The organism is Stenotrophomonas sp. KH_029, from assembly GCF_057839765.1.
Genome location: NZ_CM174498.1, coordinates 256236 through 272796, shown reverse-complemented (window position 1 = coordinate 272796; position 16561 = coordinate 256236). Strand labels below are relative to the sequence as shown.

16 protein-coding genes are annotated in these 16561 nt (G+C 67.2%); 5 read left to right on the top strand and 11 right to left on the bottom strand.

Features of this window, described 5'->3' with window-relative positions; translation table 11 throughout:
* The first annotated feature begins 4 nt into the window (after positions 1–4).
* Together AC3ITM_RS01235 and AC3ITM_RS01230 are read left to right on the top strand one after the other, a co-directional pair.
* Positions 5–415 carry a hypothetical protein gene (locus tag AC3ITM_RS01235; RefSeq protein WP_489267785.1) on the top strand — a complete coding sequence of 137 codons (411 nt, stop codon included), beginning with the start codon at positions 5–7 and terminating at the stop codon, positions 413–415.
* A 3-nt stretch (positions 416–418) separates the two neighbouring features.
* Positions 419–868 (top strand): 3-dehydroquinate dehydratase, encoded by a 450-nt coding sequence (locus AC3ITM_RS01230; RefSeq protein WP_489267783.1) that lies wholly within the window; start codon positions 419–421, stop codon positions 866–868.
* A gap of 224 nt (positions 869–1092) precedes the next feature.
* On the opposite strand, the gene dcp is transcribed toward AC3ITM_RS01230, so the two are convergent.
* From dcp to arfB, 3 genes are all read right to left on the bottom strand, one after another.
* Positions 1093–3264 carry a peptidyl-dipeptidase Dcp gene (gene dcp, locus AC3ITM_RS01225; protein WP_489267781.1) on the bottom strand — a complete coding sequence of 724 codons (2172 nt, stop codon included), beginning with the start codon at positions 3262–3264 and terminating at the stop codon, positions 1093–1095.
* 142 nt (positions 3265–3406) lie between these two features.
* A complete protein-coding gene (locus AC3ITM_RS01220; RefSeq protein ID WP_228884890.1) occupies positions 3407–3967 on the bottom strand; it encodes a lysophospholipid acyltransferase family protein in 561 nt (186 codons plus the stop codon).
* Positions 3968–4013: 46 nt separating this feature from the next.
* Positions 4014–4445: an alternative ribosome rescue aminoacyl-tRNA hydrolase ArfB gene (gene arfB / locus AC3ITM_RS01215; RefSeq protein WP_228884641.1), complete on the bottom strand. Its 432-nt coding sequence runs from the start codon at positions 4443–4445 to the stop codon at positions 4014–4016.
* 141 nt (positions 4446–4586) lie between these two features.
* On the opposite strand from arfB, the gene AC3ITM_RS01210 reads away from it, so the two are divergent.
* Positions 4587–5153, top strand: a complete 567-nt coding sequence (locus tag AC3ITM_RS01210; protein WP_489267779.1) for a DUF2059 domain-containing protein — start codon at positions 4587–4589, stop codon at positions 5151–5153.
* Positions 5154–5197: 44 nt separating this feature from the next.
* Here the strand turns inward: AC3ITM_RS01210 and AC3ITM_RS01205 are convergent, their stop codons facing one another.
* The 3 genes from AC3ITM_RS01205 to AC3ITM_RS01195 are packed head-to-tail and all read right to left on the bottom strand — an operon-like array spanning position 5198 to position 8301.
* Positions 5198–5965: a pseudouridine synthase gene (locus AC3ITM_RS01205; protein ID WP_489267777.1), complete on the bottom strand. Its 768-nt coding sequence runs from the start codon at positions 5963–5965 to the stop codon at positions 5198–5200.
* Positions 5966–6004: 39 nt separating this feature from the next.
* Positions 6005–7663 (bottom strand): ubiquinone biosynthesis regulatory protein kinase UbiB, encoded by a 1659-nt coding sequence (ubiB, locus tag AC3ITM_RS01200; protein ID WP_489267776.1) that lies wholly within the window; start codon positions 7661–7663, stop codon positions 6005–6007.
* Positions 7660–8301 carry a ubiquinone biosynthesis accessory factor UbiJ gene (locus tag AC3ITM_RS01195; protein ID WP_489267774.1) on the bottom strand — a complete coding sequence of 214 codons (642 nt, stop codon included), beginning with the start codon at positions 8299–8301 and terminating at the stop codon, positions 7660–7662. The genes ubiB and AC3ITM_RS01195 overlap by 4 nt, the downstream gene beginning before the upstream one ends.
* Positions 8302–8469: 168 nt before the next feature.
* On the opposite strand from AC3ITM_RS01195, the gene ddlA reads away from it, so the two are divergent.
* Positions 8470–9576, top strand: coding sequence for a D-alanine--D-alanine ligase (gene ddlA, locus AC3ITM_RS01190; RefSeq protein WP_489267773.1), 1107 nt, complete (start codon positions 8470–8472; stop codon positions 9574–9576).
* A 95-nt stretch (positions 9577–9671) separates the two neighbouring features.
* Here ddlA and AC3ITM_RS01185 read toward each other — a convergent pair whose 3' ends face one another.
* The 3 genes from AC3ITM_RS01185 to oleC all read right to left on the bottom strand — a co-directional run bounded on the left by AC3ITM_RS01185 (position 9672) and on the right by oleC (position 12556).
* On the bottom strand, positions 9672–9827 hold the full coding sequence (locus AC3ITM_RS01185) for a DUF1328 domain-containing protein (protein WP_228884647.1): 156 nt from the start codon (positions 9825–9827) through the stop codon (positions 9672–9674).
* Positions 9828–9893: 66 nt separating this feature from the next.
* The gene (oleD, locus tag AC3ITM_RS01180) at positions 9894–10904 is read right to left on the bottom strand and encodes a 2-alkyl-3-oxoalkanoate reductase (RefSeq protein ID WP_489267771.1); all 1011 of its coding nucleotides are present in this window, start codon (positions 10902–10904) and stop codon (positions 9894–9896) included.
* Positions 10901–12556: an olefin beta-lactone synthetase gene (gene oleC / locus AC3ITM_RS01175; protein WP_489267769.1), complete on the bottom strand. Its 1656-nt coding sequence runs from the start codon at positions 12554–12556 to the stop codon at positions 10901–10903. The genes oleD and oleC overlap by 4 nt, the downstream gene beginning before the upstream one ends.
* A 117-nt stretch (positions 12557–12673) precedes the next feature.
* Between oleC and AC3ITM_RS01170 the strand changes: the two genes are divergently transcribed.
* Positions 12674–13102, top strand: coding sequence for a YkgJ family cysteine cluster protein (locus AC3ITM_RS01170; RefSeq protein ID WP_228884651.1), 429 nt, complete (start codon positions 12674–12676; stop codon positions 13100–13102).
* A 72-nt stretch (positions 13103–13174) separates the two neighbouring features.
* Here AC3ITM_RS01170 and AC3ITM_RS01165 read toward each other — a convergent pair whose 3' ends face one another.
* Together AC3ITM_RS01165 and AC3ITM_RS01160 are read right to left on the bottom strand one after the other, a co-directional pair.
* Complete coding sequence (locus tag AC3ITM_RS01165; protein WP_489267767.1) at positions 13175–14062, bottom strand: alpha/beta fold hydrolase; 888 nt, start codon at positions 14060–14062, stop codon at positions 13175–13177.
* The gene (locus AC3ITM_RS01160) at positions 14059–16560 is read right to left on the bottom strand and encodes a DEAD/DEAH box helicase family protein (RefSeq protein WP_489267765.1); all 2502 of its coding nucleotides are present in this window, start codon (positions 16558–16560) and stop codon (positions 14059–14061) included. Before AC3ITM_RS01160 ends, AC3ITM_RS01165 begins: the two co-directional genes overlap by 4 nt.
* Between the last annotated feature and the right edge of the window lies 1 nt (position 16561).

The window sequence follows — 16561 nt, the reverse complement described above, 5'->3', positions numbered from 1 at the left end:
GTCCATGACCATCCTGCTGATCCGGCACACGCCGCCCAACGCCGTGCCGGACGCATCGCCGCTGCCGGTGCGCGTTGGCGGGCACCGCCTGGCCTGCCGCGACTGCGACTCCCTGCCGGCGCTGCTGCGCTGCCTGCAACGGGCCCAGCGCAGCCGCCCGGCGCTGGTGCTGATCGCCACCGCTGCGGTGGATGCACCGCAATGGGCGCGCTATGGCCAGGCGTTGCGCACGGCGCTGGAGGCGCTGCCGGCACCGTACATCGAGATGGCCAGCAACGACGACGACGCGCTGGACGAACACCTGCACCCGCAGCATGCACCGGCCGCGCGCGTGGTGTGCAGCAGCGGCCGCGCCGATGCCTGCCGGCTGTCGCTGGCCATCGCCGCGCGCCGGCTGCAGGCGATGGAGGGCTGAGCGATGTCGATCTTCATCATCCGTGGGCCCGAAGCGAGCGGGCCGCTGATCCGCACCGCGCCGCCGTTGCCGGCACCGGTGCTCAAGGCGCTGGTGCACCGCGCGATCGATGCCGGCACCACGGTGGCGATCCGCGCCTGTGGCTCGGAGCAGGAACTGCTGGATGCGCTGCGCGTGGCCGACCACAGCCGTGGCGAGATCACCCTGCTCGACCCGGGCGCGTGCGTGGACAGCGTGCGCCTGCAGCGGCTGCTGCCGCACCTGCACAATGCCTACGTGGAAGTGCACGACGACGACACCCGCGCGCCGGAGGCGTGCCTGCCGCCGGACGTGGGCCGGCGCATCGGCGTGGCGCACGGCTACTGCGCACAGAGCTACATGCATGGGCTGGAGATCGCGCTGGACCACCTGGGCCGCAGCGAGATCGTGGAAGGCGTGCACGTGGGGACGTGATGCATCCGCACGGCCGAACCGAGGGCATCCACGCATGGCGTGGATCTACCGCGGTTGAGAACGCGTGGTGACGTAGATCCACGCCATGCGTGGATGGCGCGGTGCCGGCGATCCCGAACGCAAAAACGGCAGGGTTTCCCCTGCCGTTTGTTTTGCAACGTGTACCGTCGGGCGGCGTACCGACCAACGGTCGGTACCTGCCTGCACCCACCAACGGTTGGCGCCTACTTCAGGCCGCGGTTGACCAGCAGCGGTTCCACCGACGGATCCTTGCCGCGGAAGTCGCGGTACAGGTCGGCCAGCTCCACGCTGTTGCCGCGCGAGAGTATCTTGTCGCGGAACACCTGGCCGTTCTCTGGGGTCAGGCCGCCGTTTTCCTTGAACCACTCGAAGGCATCGTGGTCGAGCACTTCGGCCCAGAAGTAGGCGTAGTAACCGGCCGAATAGCCGCCGCCCCAGATGTGGTCGAAGTAGGTGGTGCGGTAACGCGGCGGCACCTGCGGCAGGTCGACCTTGAACTTCTTCAGCGCGGCCGCTTCAAACGGCGCCACGTCCTGCAGCGGCGCGTCGGCCGGCTGGGTGTGCCAGGCCAGGTCGAGCAGCGCGGCCGACAGGTACTCGGTGGTCGCATAGCCCTGGTTGAAGGTTCGCGCCTTGAGGATCTTGTCGACCAGCGCCTGCGGCATCGGCTCGCCGGTCTTGTAGTGCTTGGCGTAGTTGGCGAACACCTTCGGGTCCAGCGCCCAGTGCTCGTTGAACTGCGAGGGGAACTCGACGAAGTCGCGCGAGGTGCTGGTGCCGGCGATCGACGGGTACTTCACCTTGGAGAACATGCCGTGCAGCGCATGGCCGAACTCATGGAACATGGTGGTGACGTCGTCGAAGCTCAGCAGCGCCGGCTGGCCGGCGGCGGGCTTGGTGAAGTTGCAGACGTTGTAGACCACCGGCTTGGCACCGGTCAGGCCGTCCTGTTCGACGAACACGTCCATCCAGGCGCCGCCGGACTTACTGTCACGCTTGTAGTAGTCGGTGTAGAACAAGGCCAGCGAGGTGCCGTCCTTGTCGAATACTTCGTAGACCTTCATGTCGGCATGGTAGGTCGGGATGTCGGTGCGCGGCTTGAAGGTGATGCCGTACAGCTGGGTGGCGGCGTAGAACACGCCGTTGTTCAGCACGTTGTCCATCTCGAAATACGGCTTGATCTGTGTTTCGTCCAGGTCGTACTGGGCCTTGCGCACCTGTTCGGCGTAGAAGTCCCAGTCCGACGCGGCCAGCTTGAAGCCGCCGGTCTTTGCGCCAGCATGCTGTGTGTCGATCACCTTCTGCATTTCGCCGATCTCGCCACGCGCCTTGGCAGTAGCCGCCGGCACGGTATCGGTCAGCAGCTTGAGCGCGGCGGCCGGGGTCTTGGCCATCTGGTCGGCCAGGCTGTAGGCGGCGTAGTTGTCGAAGCCGAGCAGCTTGGCCTTCTGCGCACGCAGCTGGGCCAGGCGCTGTACGGTCTGCCGGGTATCGTTGGCATCGCCCTTTTCGGCGCGGGTTTCGGAGGCCTTGAGCACGGCGGCGCGCTGCTCGCGGTCGCTCAGCGAGGCCAGCACCGGCTGCTGGGTGGTGTTCTGCAGCGGCAGCAGGTACTTGCCGTCCAGCTTGCGGTCCTTGGCGTCGGCCGCGGCGGTGTTGATCGCGTCCTCGTCCAGGCCGGCCAGCTTGGCCTTGTCGTCGACCACCACCGCACCGGCGGCCGTGGCGGCGACCAGGCGGGTGTGGAACTGGGTGGCCAGCGTGGTTTCTTCCACGTTGAGCTTGCGCAGCGACGCCTTGTCGGCATCGCTCAACTGCGCGCCGGCACGCACGAACTCCTGGTAGTCGCGCTCGACCAGGCGCTTCTGCACCGGGTCCAGGCCCAGCGCATCGCGCTGGTCGTAGATGCTCTTGATGCGCGCGAACAGCTTCGGGTCCAGGTTGATCTCGTCCTGGTGCGCGGCCAGCTTCGGGGCGACTTCTTCCTGGATCTTCTGGCGCGCTTCATTGGTATCGGCCTGGACCAGGCCGAAGAAGATGCGCGACACCCGGTTCAGGGTTTCGCCGCTGCGCTCCAGCGCTTCGATGGTGTTGTCGAAGGTGGCCGGCTCGGGGTTGTCGGCGATCTTGCGGACGTCGGCCAGGTGCTGCTTCATGCCTTCATTGAAGGCCGGCAGATAATCGCTGTCCTTGATCTTGTCGAACGGCGGCGCCTGGAACGGCAGCGTGCTGGCGCTCAACAGGGGATTGGTGGAGGCGTCGGCCGGTTGCGAGGCGGCGGGGGTCTGGGGATCGGACACGGCGGTGGACTCCTTGCCGGAACAGGCCGCCAGCGCCAGGCTGATGGCAGCGGCCAAAACTACGGTACGCGACATGAAACGGGCTCCTGGGAATGGAATACGGCGGCGCGATGCCGCGGCCGACAACCCTACTCCCAATGCCGGCGACGGGCATGTGCCGGTCGTGGCGCCTGGCTGTGCGGGCCCCGGCGCCAGTGGCCGCCCGGCCTGGCGGTGCTCAGGCGGTGCCGCGGTTCTTGCCCTGCCAGGGCCGGTAGTAGGCACGGATGGCGGCCATGTCGGCCACATCGTCGCCGCTGGAATAGAACAGCGGGCCGATCCCGATGACTTTCTCCGGGTAGTGGAAATAGGCCGCCAGTACCGGTACGTCGGCCATCCGCGCGATCTTCAGGAAGCCGGCCTTCCAGTGGGTCACCGCCTTGCGGGTGCCTTCGGGGGTGAGCGCGTACCACATACGCTCGGAGCCGCGGATCAGGCTGACCGCCTGTTCGACCGTGCCCTGCGGCGAACTGCGGTCCAGCGGAATCACTCCCAGCTTGCGCAGCAGCGGCGCCAGCGGCCACCAGAACAGCGAGGCCTTGCCCAGCACCTTGACCTGCATGCCCAGCGCGATCTTGGCCGCCATGCCCCAGAAGCCATCCCAGTTGGAGGAATGCGGGGCGATGATGAAGACCAGCTTGGGCACGTCCGGGAAGGTACCCACCACCCGCCAGCCGCCCAGCCGCAGCGTGCAGCGGGCCAGCCAGCGGATGAAGCGGTTGGGTTTGACCTGCGGCATGTTGGGCGGAATGGCCGGCAACAGCGGTCGTTGGTTGTTCAAGCAGTCACTCCCAATTGCGTGTGGTGCGCCCGCGCTTGATCTGCGCGCGGCCCTTTTTTTCATCCAGGCGACGCAGCTTCGCCCCGTACGTCGGCTTGGTGGCGACACGCGGCTTGGGCACGCTCAGGCTGGCCTGGATGAAGCTGGCCAAGCGCTCGCGCGCGTCTTCGCGGTTGCGGTCCTGGGTGCGGAAACGCTGGGCATCGATGACCAGCACGCCGTCGCCGGTCATGCGCCGGTCGCGCCGCGCCAGCAGGCGCGCGCGCAGCGGCTCGGGCAGCGAGGGCGAGCCGGCCACGTCGAAACGCAGCTCCACCGCGGTGGAGACCTTGTTGACGTTCTGCCCGCCGGCGCCACTGGCACGCACGAACCGCTCGACAATCTCCGTATCGGGGATCGCCAGGTGCGCGTTGATGGTGACGGGTCCGGAGGCCATGGGCCGCATTGTAAAGGCAGGACCGCTGCGGCGGGTGGGCGCAACATCCCCGATGACGCCGATAACGTCGACAAAATGCGGCCCACCGGCGGCGCCGGGCGGGTATCCTCGAGCTTCCACGCAACGCAGGATGCCCCGCACATGCCCTCGATTCGTTACTTGGCCCGGTTCGGCCTGGCCCTGGCCCTGGCCCTTGTCCTCGGCCTGGCCGCCGCCGCCCCGGCACTGGCCACGCCGCCGTCGGACGCCGACATCAACCGCCTGCTGGCCGCCTCGCGCGCGCAGAGCCTGCTGGACGGCATGCTGCCGCAGCTGGAAAGCATGCAGCGCCAGCAGTTCGAGCAGATCGCCCGGCAGCGCCAGCTGGATGCCCAGCAGACCGAGCAGCTGCAGCGGATGGAACAGCGCACTACCGCCACCATCCGCAAGGCACTGTCGTGGCAGGAGCTGCGGCCGATGTATGTCGACCTCTACAAGAAGAGCTTCAGCAAGGAAGACGTGCTGGCGATGGCCGAATTCTACGAGAGCTCGGCCGGCCAGAGCCTGCTGGACAAGACCCCGCTGCTGATGCAGAACGTCATGGTGGCGATCCGGGAAAAGATGGAACCGCTGCTGGCCGACCTGGAAAAGGACATGCAGGCCATCGCCAACGAAACCCAGCCACCGATCGTTGATGTTCCGGCACCGCGTACGCCGCCGGCGAAATAATCCAGCCGCGCTGCGCCCGGCCGGCCGCAGCGCACACCCCGTGTTCAGCGATGCCAGCCCAACAGGTCCATCGCCTTGGCGAATTCGCCTTCCACCGGCGCGCTGACATCCATCGGCGTGCCGTCCGGATGCGGGAAGCGCAGCCGCTCGGCGTGCAGCAGCATGCGGTGGATACCCTGCATGCGGAAGCTGCGGTTGTGGCGGCCGTCGCCGTGGCTGGTGTCGCCGATCAGGTGGTGCGAGAGGTGCTTGAGATGGCGGCGGATCTGGCGGAAACGACCGGTCTGCGGCTGGCAGCGCAGCAGGGCATAGCGCGAGGTCGCGAACTCGCCCACCGGCACGGCGATTTCGCCCACGGCCACGCGCTGGAAATGGGTGATGGCCTGCTTCTTGGCCGGCTTGCCGGGGCCGCCATCCAGGTCGTGGTCGACCGTAAAGGCTTCCTCGGCCGGCCAGCCGCGGCAGATCGCCAGGTAGTCCTTGCCGACATCCCCGCCCATCAGCGCCTTGCCCAGCGCACTGGCGCTGTCGCGATCGAAGGCCAGCAGCAGGCAGCCGCTGGTGGCGCGGTCGAGCCGGTGCACCAGGAAGATCGGCTTGCCCAGCTGGTCGCGCAGGCGGTCGGCGAGGAAATCGTCTTCGCCACGGGCCAGCTTGCTGTCATGCACCATCAGCCCGGCGGGTTTGTTGACCACGGCCAGGCGTTCGTCCAGGTGCAGTAATTGCAGGGGGGCCGCGTGGCGGGCGGTATCGGCGGCGGTATCGATGTCGTTCACCGACCGATTATCCCCGTCCGCTGCAGGCAGCGCCATCGGCGACGGTTCAGCCCGGGCGGCGAACGGCGGCCGGCCTCAGCGGCGCCACCACGCACTGGCCAGCGAGAACAGGCCGGCCGCACCGCTGATCCAGCTCCACAGCGGCGCATCGCCGAAGTACCAGCCACCGGGCTGCATGCCGTACAGCACCGCCGCGACGATCAGCAGGCCAACCCCGGCGATCGCGGCGACCGCGCGCTTCTGCAGCTTCTGCAGGTTGCTGTTGAGCGCCACCAGGTCCTGCGAACGCATCGACAGCTCATGGCCGCCTTCCACCTGCTGCTTCAACCAGGCGTGCACCAGGCGCGGCATGTCCGGGGTGTGGGTCATGATCTCCGGCAGGCGCTTGCGGATTTCCTTCAGCACCCGGCGCGGGCTGTAGCGCTCGCGCAGGATGCGCTCGAGCACCGGCCGCGCCACCGCCCAGATATCCAGCTGCGGGTCCAGCTGGCGGCCGACGCCCTCGATGTTGAGCAGGGTTTTCTGCAGCAGGATCAGCTGCGGCTGCAGGGTCAGTTCATACCGCTGCGCCACCCGGAACAGCTTGATCAGCACCTCGGCCAGCGAGATCTGCGACAGCGGCCGGGTGAAGTACGGTTCGCACACCGAACGGGCGGCCGCTTCGAGTTCGTCGATGCGCACGTTGCCGGGCATCCAGCCGGCCTCGACATGGAGCTCGGCCATGCGCCGGTAGTCCTTGTTGAAGATCGCCATGAAGTTCTCGGCCAGGTAGTACTGATCTTCCTGCGAGAGCTGGCCCATGATGCCGAAGTCCAGCGCGATGAAGCGCGGGTTGTCGCGGCGCGCCGGGTCGGTATCGACCCAGATGTTGCCGGCGTGCGCGTCGGCGTGGAAGAAGTTGTCGCGGAACACCTGGGTGTAGAACACCCGCACGCCCTTGGCGGCCAGCGCCTGGCGGTCGATGCCGGCCTTGTCCAGGGCGGCGATGTCGTCCGACGGAATGCCCCAGACCCGCTCCAGGGTCAGCACGCGTTCGGCGGTATGGCTCCAGATCACTTCCGGGACGTACAGGTCGTCCGAATCGATCCAGTTGCGGCGCAGGACGCTGGCGTTGGCGCCTTCGCGCTGCAGGTCCAGTTCGGCGGCCAGGGTGTTTTCCACCTCGGCCACCACTTCGCGCGGGCGGATCTTGTCGGCGCGCGGATGGGCGCGCTCGACCAGCGCGGCGGCCGACTTGAGCAGGGCGATGTCGGCATCGATCTGCCTTTCGATGTCCGGGCGCAGCACCTTGACCACTACCTGGCGGCCGTCGGCCAAGGTGGCCGCGTGCACCTGGGCGATCGAGGCCGAGGCCAGCGGCTGCAGGTCGAAGCTGGCGAACGCCTCGCTGACCGGCCGGCCCAGCGCCTGCTCGACAATGCGCTGGGCGGCGTCGCCGTCGAACGGCTTGACCCGGTCCTGCAGCAGGGTCAGTTCGTTGGCGATGTCGGCCGGGATCAGGTCGCGGCGAGTGGACAGGATCTGCCCGAACTTGACGAAGATCGGCCCCAGGTCCTGCAGCGCCAGGCGCAGCCGCGCGCCGCGCGACTGCACCGCGATGTCGGCCGAGGCGCGCGGCACGAACGGCTTGGCCAGGCGCAGCCAGCGTTCGGCCACGGTGCCTTCGAGCAGGTCGTCCAGGCGGTAACGCAGGATCACCCGGCCGATCCGGGTGGCGCGGAACATCGCCTTCATGCGCGCACCTGGCCCAGGCGCTGCACGCGCACGGCGATGCGCTCGACATCGTCGCGGATCACGTCCACGTCGTCATGGAAAGCTTCCAGTTCTGCACGCGCTACCACGTCGCGGGACTCCTCGGTGACATATTCGGCGGCGCTGTGCGCCAGGTCGGACGCGCCGCGCCGCGCGTGCTGCAGGGCCGAGCGCAGGCTGTGGGCGACCTGCACCCCCAGCACCTCGCCGAACACGCGCACGAACGGCTGCTGCCAGTCCGGATCGAAACGGCTGGCCAGCTGCTGCAGGCGCCGCGCCAGTTCGGCATCGCCGGAGACCTTGACCCGCCCGGCCGGGGCATCGCCGCCACGGCGCGCATTGGCCAGCAACGGCAACTGCGCCAGCACCCCGCCCAGCGTGCTGCGCACGGCCAGGTCCGGCTCCTGCTGCGCATCCACCGGCCCCACGGTCAACCGCTCACCGTCCACCCCGATCCGCATCGCCAGCGCGGGCGATTCCAGGGTCAGCGCGATATGCCGGCCATCCAGCGCGGCCAGCGCGCTGCGGGTGTCCGGGTCCAGCGCCAGCGCGCGGTTGAGCGCCAGTTGCAGCGCATTGCCGGCCAGCGGCTTGAGGGAACTGAGGAGGGAACGGGCCATCGGCGCATTCTACCGCGCCCCCTTGAACGACGGGCGCCTGCGGCGTTGGCGCCTCGCCACGCGACGGGCGACGGGCGACGGCCACATCGGCATCGCAGACGCTTTTTGCCAGGCACCGCGCGCCGGTCCATCCTTGCGATTCCAGAACACGCAGGAGCGGCAACAGGCATGGGCAAGACGCGGGTAGGCATCATCTTCGGCGGCCGGTCGGCCGAGCACGAGGTCTCGCTGCAATCGGCCAGGAACATTCTCGATGCCCTGGACAGGGAACGCTTCGAGGTCACCCTGATCGGCATCGACAAGCAGGGCCAGTGGCATGTCAGCGACCCGCAGGGCTTCCTGCTGCATGCCGACGACCCGGCGCGGATCGCACTGCACCGGTCGGGCAAGGCGGTGGCCGTCCGCCCCGGCGTGGCGCAGCGGCAACTGGTACCGGTCGACCCGGCCAGCGCGCTGGAACAGATCGATGTGGTATTCCCGATCGTGCACGGCACGCTGGGCGAGGACGGTTCGCTGCAGGGCCTGCTACGCATGGCCAACCTGCCGTTCGTGGGCTCGGGCGTGCTCGGCTCGGCAGTGGCGATGGACAAGGACGTGGCCAAGCGGCTGCTGCGCGATGCCGGGCTGGCGGTGGCGCCGTTCGCCTGCTTCAACCGCGTCACCGCCAGCAGCGCCGACCATGCCGCGCTGGTGGCGCAGCTGGGCACGCCGCTGTTCGTCAAGCCGGCCAACCAGGGCTCTTCGGTGGGGGTGAGCAAGGTCGGCAACGCGCAGGAATTCCGCGACGCGCTGGCCCTGGCCTTGTCCTACGACCACAAGGCACTGGTGGAATCGGCCATCGACGGCCGCGAGATCGAGTGCGCGGTGCTCGGCAACGAGCGGCCCGAAGCCAGCGTGTGCGGCGAGGTGGTGGTGCACGACGCGTTCTACTCCTACGACACCAAGTACATCAGCGAGCATGGCGCCGACGTGGTGGTACCGGCGGCGATCAGCGACGCGGACCAGCAACGCATCCGCGCCATCGCGGTGCGCGCCTACCAGGTGCTGGACTGCGCCGGCCTGGCCCGGGTGGATGTATTCCTCACCCGCACCGGCGAGGTGGTGATCAACGAGATCAACACCCTGCCCGGCTTCACCCGGATCAGCATGTATCCAAAGCTGTGGGCGGCCAGCGGGCTGGATTACACCGCCCTGATCAGCCGGCTGCTGGAGTTGGCGCTGGAGCGCCATGCGCGCGAAGGCGCCCTGCGCAGTTCGGTCGCGGCAGACCGCTGATGCGACGACGGCCTGGGGTGCTTGCGCACGCCAGACCGTCGGCAGGCTTGCCCGGGCACCCCGCGCCGGAGAGAGTGGCGCGGGGTGCCCGCAGACTAACCTCGCTTGCGGAACATCGACACCACCGCCAGGATCAGGAACACCACGAACAGAACCCAGGCGATGTTGCTGGCCGCGCCGGCGATGCCGGAGAAGCCGAGCACCGCCGCGATGATGGCGATGACAAAAAAGATGACGGCGTAATGCAGCATGTCGACCCTCGCAGAATGTAGTGCGTGCCGGATTGGCGTGCTGCCATCTTCACCAAGCCGCGGTGTTCAGCGAGTGATGGCGCCCTGTGCGCGCAATGAAGAATTCAGTCTGGTGAGCCCTTCGTCAATGCTCACCTGCGGCACGTAACCGAAGTCGCGCCGCGCCGGTTCCATGCTGTACCAGTGCGGCGTGCACAGCTGCTCGGCGAGGAAGCGCGTCATCGGCGGTTCGCCGCGCAGGCGCAGCAGCGGCCACAGCCGTTCGGCCACCGCACCGATGCGGTAGGCGGTCTTGAAGCTGATCGACTTGTGTACCGGCGGTGCGCCGACCGCAGCCAGCAGCTTGTTGAGCAGTTCGCGCATCGGCAGCGGTTCGCCGTTGGAAATGAAGTAGGCCTTGCCGGCGCAGGCCGCGCCCGGGGCCAGCGCCTCGAAAGCCAGGAAGTGGGCCAGTGCGGCGTTGTCGATGTAGGTGGTGTCGACCAGGTTGTTGCCGTCGCCGACCAGGCGCAGCCGGCCGGCACGGGCACGCTCGGCCAGGCGCGGCACCAGCTGCAGGTCGCCCGGGCCCCAGATCAGGCGCGGGCGCAACGCCACCGTGGCCAGGCTGGCATCGTTGGCGGCCAGCACGCGTTGTTCGGCGATGGTCTTGGTGGCCGCATACGGCGCCTGGAAATTTTCGCCATAGGGCACCTCGTGCGCACCCAGGCCTTCGACCGGATGGGTGGCGCGGTGGGTGACGCTGGGCGTGGAGGTGTAGACCAGCCTGGCCACGCCGTGTTCGCGGCAGGCGGCGATCACGTTGTCGGTGCCGACCACGTTGGCGCGGTGGTAGCTGTCATAGCTGCCCCAGGCGCCAGCCTTGGCCCCGTTGTGGAACACCGCATCGACCCCGGCCACGGCATGGCGCACCGCGGCGGCATCGGCCAGGTCGCCGCGGATCTGGCCCACGCCCAGCACGGCCAGCGGCGGGTAATCGCCGCGGTTGAGGCTGAGCACCTGGTGGCCGCGCGCGACCAGGCCACGGCACAGGGCCTGGCCGAGGAATCCACCACCACCGGTCACCAGGATCTTCATGCGTGCGTTTCCACTTGGGTTGCGGCCCAGACCGCCAGCTTCTCGCGGCCGATCTTGGCGTTGTGGCGGATATCCACCGGGAAGCCGGGGTGCATCAGGAAGCGGTCGATGCGCTGGGTATGCGCGTGCGCGTCGGCCTGGCGGCGCAGGCGGTCGCGCAGTGCCGGGGTGTCGCCGCTGCCGGGCAGCAGTTCCACGCACAGCACCGGCTGCTGGCGGCCGGCCGCGCCCACCCCGACCAGCGCGGTGCGCGCCACGCCTTCCACGGTGTTGAACACCGGTTCCACCTGTTCGGTGTACAGCGGCCCGTGCGCGGTTTCCAGGCGGTGGGTCTTGCGCCCGCAGAACCACAGGCGGCCCTGAGCGTCGAAGTAGCCGACATCGCCCATCCGGTGCACCACCCGGGTGCTGCCATCGGCCAGCACTTCGCCGATCTTGGCCGCGGCGGTGGCCTGCGGGCGGTTGAAGTAGCTGTCGGTGGCGGTGGGCCCGGCCACGGTGATTTCGCCGACCACGCCCACGCGCAGCTCGCGCACCTGCGACCAGTCCGGCAGCGGCGCGTCGTCGATGGCGATGATGCGCACCTGGTTGGGCGCCACCACCCGGCCGACGCAGGTGCCGGCGCCGTCCTCGGTGGCCTGGCGGGTGCTCTCCAGCTCGCGTCCTTCGATCACCGCCACCGGCAGGCACTCGGTGGCCCCGTAGGGGGTCCAGAACTGCGCATCGTCGGGCAACAGGCGGCGGATCCGCGCCACCACGTCCGGCGGCACCGGCGCACCGGCCGAGGTGACCCGGCGCACGCCCGGCAGCGGCTGGCCATGGTCGGCCAGCACCCGCATCAGCGCCGGCGAGCCGAACAGCTGGGTGACCCCGAAGCGGGTGATGGCATCGTGCAGCTTGCGCGGGTCGGCCTTGGCCGGGCGGGTGGGGTCCATGTCCGGAATCACCGAGGTCAGGCCCAGTGCCGGGTCGAACAGCGCGAACGGCGGGAAGGTCGGCAGGTCCACGCCACCGGGTTCCATCCCGAAGGCATTGCGCAGCAGGTCGACCTGGCCGACGAAGTGGCGATGGCGGTAGACCACGCCCTTGGGCACCCCGGTGGAGCCGCTGGTGAACAGGATCGCGGCCACATCCTCGCCGTCGGTGGCGGCCATCGGCTGCGGCGCGCCCGCGCCGGCGGCCTCGATCCGGGCCAGGGTGGTACCGCCCCAGCCCCAGCGCCGGCCCACCGTGACCAGGCGCCTGGCCGACGGGTACCAGCGCAGCAGCAGGCGCGCCACGTGGGCCAGGCCGATGCCGATGAAGGCCTGCGGCTGGGCTTCGTCCAGGCATTGGCGCAGCGCGCGCTTGTCGATGCCCGGGTCGACCAGTACCGGCACCGCGCCGTTCTTGAACAGCGCGAACATCAGCAGGAAGAACTCGGGCGAGGGCCGCACCATCACCACCGCGCGTACGCCGCGACCGATGCCATAGGCGGCCAGCCCGGCCGCCATCGCATCGCTGCGGGCGTCCAGGGTGCGGTAATCCAGGGTCACTTCGTAGCGCGCCATGCCGTCGGCGCCGGGCTTGCCGGGGCAACGGATGGCGATCTGGTCGGGGCGTTCGCGGGCCAGTTCGGGCAGCCGCGCGGCGATATTGAGGGCGCTGTTCATCCGTTCATTGTCGCCGCTGCAGAAAAATCTTGCGCGGCCAGCCGTGGCGTGGAAAATTCGCGCCCTTCCCACCCCATCCACGCATGGCGTGGATCCCCCCCTTCACGCCGGTGCCCCATGCCCCATCCCTGCCTCACCTGCGGCGCCTGCTGCACCCAGTACCGGGTGGCCTTCCACTGGATGGAATCGGATGAGGTCACCCCCGGCGGCGTGCCGCACGAGCTGACCCAGGTGCTGGACCCGCACCGGCTGTGCATGCGCGGCACCCTGTCCAAGCCGGTCTATTGCGTCGCGCTGGATGCGGAAATCGGCGTGTACTCGCGTTGCAGCATCCACCCCAACCGGCCCAGCGTGTGCCGCGAGGTGGATGCGTCGTGGGAGTACGGCAAGGCCAGCCCGCAGTGCGACAAGGCGCGCGTGGCGCATGGCATGCCGGCACTGACCCTGGCCGATTGGCGATGGCGGGACGAGGCGGACAATGACGATGATCATCCCGATGACAACGGGAGTTCCCCGGCGCCGCCGCAGGCACCGATCGCCGCGTGAGCCGCGTACCGACCAACGGTCGGTACCTACCGGATCGGCAATGGTAGGTGGCGACCGTTGGTCGTCACCTCGTCAAATCGGGTTCGCGTCCAGGAACGCGCGGATCTTCGGCACCAGCACTTCATGCTTGTCTTCCAGCACGTAGTGCCCGGCGTCCACGAAGGCGTGCACCTCGGCCTGCGGCAAGGCCGCCTTGAAGCCGGCCAGGAAGTGGTGGTCGAACACGAAGTCGCGCAGGCCCCAGCCGATGAAGGCCGGACGGTCGGCGTAGGAGGCCAGGGCCTGGCCGGACCGCTCCAGCAGCGACCAGGCCGGGTCGGCCGGCGACAGCGGGATGTCCTGCATGAAGCGGATGGTGCTGATGCGGTTGGCGTAGCTGTCGTACGGCGCCACATAGGCGCGGCGCACATCGGCCGGCATCTTGCGCTCCACGCCCAGCCAGGAGGCCCCGGCGGAGAACGCATTGAAGGTGCGGATGATCCACTCACCGATCTTCCAGTGCCGGCCCAGCGCGATCTGCCACGGCATCTTCTTGGCCGCCGGCATCGGGAACGCGGCGGTGTTGAGCACCACCAGGCGCTTGACCTGCGCAGCGTGCGACAGCGCCCAGCCGAAGCCGATCATGCCGCCCCAGTCGTGCACGGCCAGGGTCACCGGGCCGGTGATGCCCAGGTGCCGCAGCAGCGCGTCCAGGTCGTCCACGCGCGACTGCAGGGTGTAGGCGTAGTGCGCATCATCGGGCTTGTCCGACAGGCCCATACCGATATGGTCGGGCACGATGCAGCGGTACCGGTCCGACAACCCGGCCACCAGAGTGCGCCAGTAATAGCTCCACGACGGGTTGCCATGGACCATCACCACCACCTCGCCGTCGCGCGGGCCTTCGTCGAGATAGTTCATCGACAGGCCCGGGCGCACTTCGAACTTGTTTGAGTTTACTGGATAACCGGGAAGATTCATTGAAACCGCAACCTGTCGATACTGAAGGCGCCATCGCCTTGCAATTTTCCATCGAGCTCGCGCAGAAACACGAACTCACGTTCACCGCGCTTGCGCCCGATCATGAAAACACGTCCATAAGTAAGATGCACGGCGGCAGCTTTTTCCACCTCCGATGACAGCCCCCAGAGATGCGAACCCTTGAGCTCAAGCAATGCTATGCCATCCCCAGGGCGATCCCGCAAGCTGACGATGAAGTCCGGATAGAATCCAGCACCGTCATCCCATCGATACAAGCCGACGCCCTGATGCGGGATATTGCGATGCCACCAGCGCACGAGTGGATTGACATCCAAAAGCTCGGCAATGACCTGTTCGTCATTGTTCAGTCCGAGGGGAAACACTCCATAGAGGCCCTTGCTGGCCGTACGTAGGCGCTGATCGCTGTGAAACTCTGCGGGCAAAGGCACATCCACATCCATTACTTGATGCTGCCTCATGCGGCGGTATGCGTCACGCAGAAGGTGGGGGCGACGAACGGTAATCAGGTCCAACTGCTGCATTCGGAGCTCCTCATCAAGGGGTGCTTCGGCACCTGACTCCTCAATGGCCCGTACAAACCTCTCAAGCAGGCGTGCGTACAACTCCCGATCATTGGCTTCGGGCAGCCGCAGACGGATCTGTTCGGCGCGGTCGGCGACAGCTTCCGGCGACAGGCTCGCCCAGATATCTTCACCATCCTCAGCAATACCATGGCCATCGAACAAACCACCATCAAGGCGCTGAATCTGCACCCGGCTTCGCATTCGATCTCCGAGTACTTCAACGGAAAAGTCAACATGCGCTGCCAAGCCAGCCTCGAAGTCTGTAGGAGCTGGTGGCAGCTTCTCGCCGCGCAAAACTGCAGGCGCATCGGCCCGTCGTTGGTACCGGTAAAGGTAGTCCTGTACCAACGCCAACTCGGCGGCGATGCCCTGGGTGTCTTGGGTCGGTACGATGCCGGCCCCGCCCGTGATCTCAAGCAGCGTCTGAGTGACATTGGCAAAGCCAGAAAATGGTGTCTGCGCCAATGATGCACTGGCGCCGGCCACTTCACCCAATGTCGCGCTGTGAGCCGGATCATCCGCATCAACTACGCTAGCAACGCCGTTGGCGACCAACAGGCTTAATGGCTCGCCACTGCGCACCACCTGCAACTCTGTACTGTTACCGATTACAGTCACAACCGTCTGCGTCCCCAGCTCAGGGGCTTGCGTGCTCAATGCGTTGATCTGTGCGCCCGCCTGCAGCAGTCCTTCCTGCGTCTCGGAGTTGGCGAGAAAAACGTACCCTTGATCAAGCATCTTGGGCAGGTCACGCCGCGCTTGCAACACAGCATGGCGGCGCACAATTCGTCCTATCACCTGGATGGCAAAGTTGACATCACGCGCGCCGCGTAACGCCGTCAAAGTGAAAGCCCGCGGAGCATCAAACCCCATTGCTACCGCCATCTTGAAGATCAGCACCTCTACAGTCGGATCTTGTGCCAGTGCCAACAAGTCAGGATCGGGCTCATCGGCGGTGTGTATGCGAACAGCAGACTCCTCGAACTGCAAGGTGTCCACGAGATAGCGGCGAGCTGCTTCCTGCGATGCCTTGCCATCCGGCACCTGCACAAGCATGAGTGGGATCAGGGCCACTTCCTGCGCACGAAGCTCTTCCTTGATGCGACGATGCATAGCGGTGCATTCACGCAGCGCCAAATGCTCGAAGTCCACCAACTGAGCTGTATCTCCATCGCGAGCCAGAAAACGCACCACTCTTACGCCATGCTTCAGTAGTCCCTCGGCTACTGCATCAAAACGACTGACTGATGCCCAGTCGGCCGGTTCGCCCACGGTGTAACCGATAGCACTCTCAAAAGCCTTCATGTCGGCATCGCGAGGCGTAGCCGTCATCAGCAATGCGTAGTCGGGCTGCAGAACATCGCGGAAGAAAACACGCGCCTGGGTAGCACGCTGAAAACCATGGTGCGCCTCATCCACCACACAACCGAGGCGCAACCCCTCCTCCCGTGCCAACGCGATAACGTCGTCGATTGCCAATCCAGAATCACTAGCCTGCCGTGCACGACGTGAGTCCGCGCTACGTGCCGCCACTGATGACCAAGTCACCACAAAAACGCCGCCATTGCGAACTGAATCAAACTGTCGGTCGCTGCCCAGATCAAACAGCGGAAGTTCCGGCGCTTGGTCCAAAATCACTCGGCGTGACTGCTCGACGAGCCCGGTGAACGGTGCGAACCAGAACCACAGGACGCGCTCCTGTGCCGATATACGGCGCATGGCTTCCACTGCGATCAGGGTCTTTCCGGCCCCCGTAGGAGCCTGTAGCACCAGGGCAGCATCATTACGTCGCGCCTGGGCGCGTCGCTCAGGGACAGCAGTGCTCAATTGGGTATAGAGCGTTCGAACGTTTTCGAACCGCGCAACGATGCCGGCGCAGACCGTTTCTTGGAATTTTTTCAGCGAGGCGGCCATA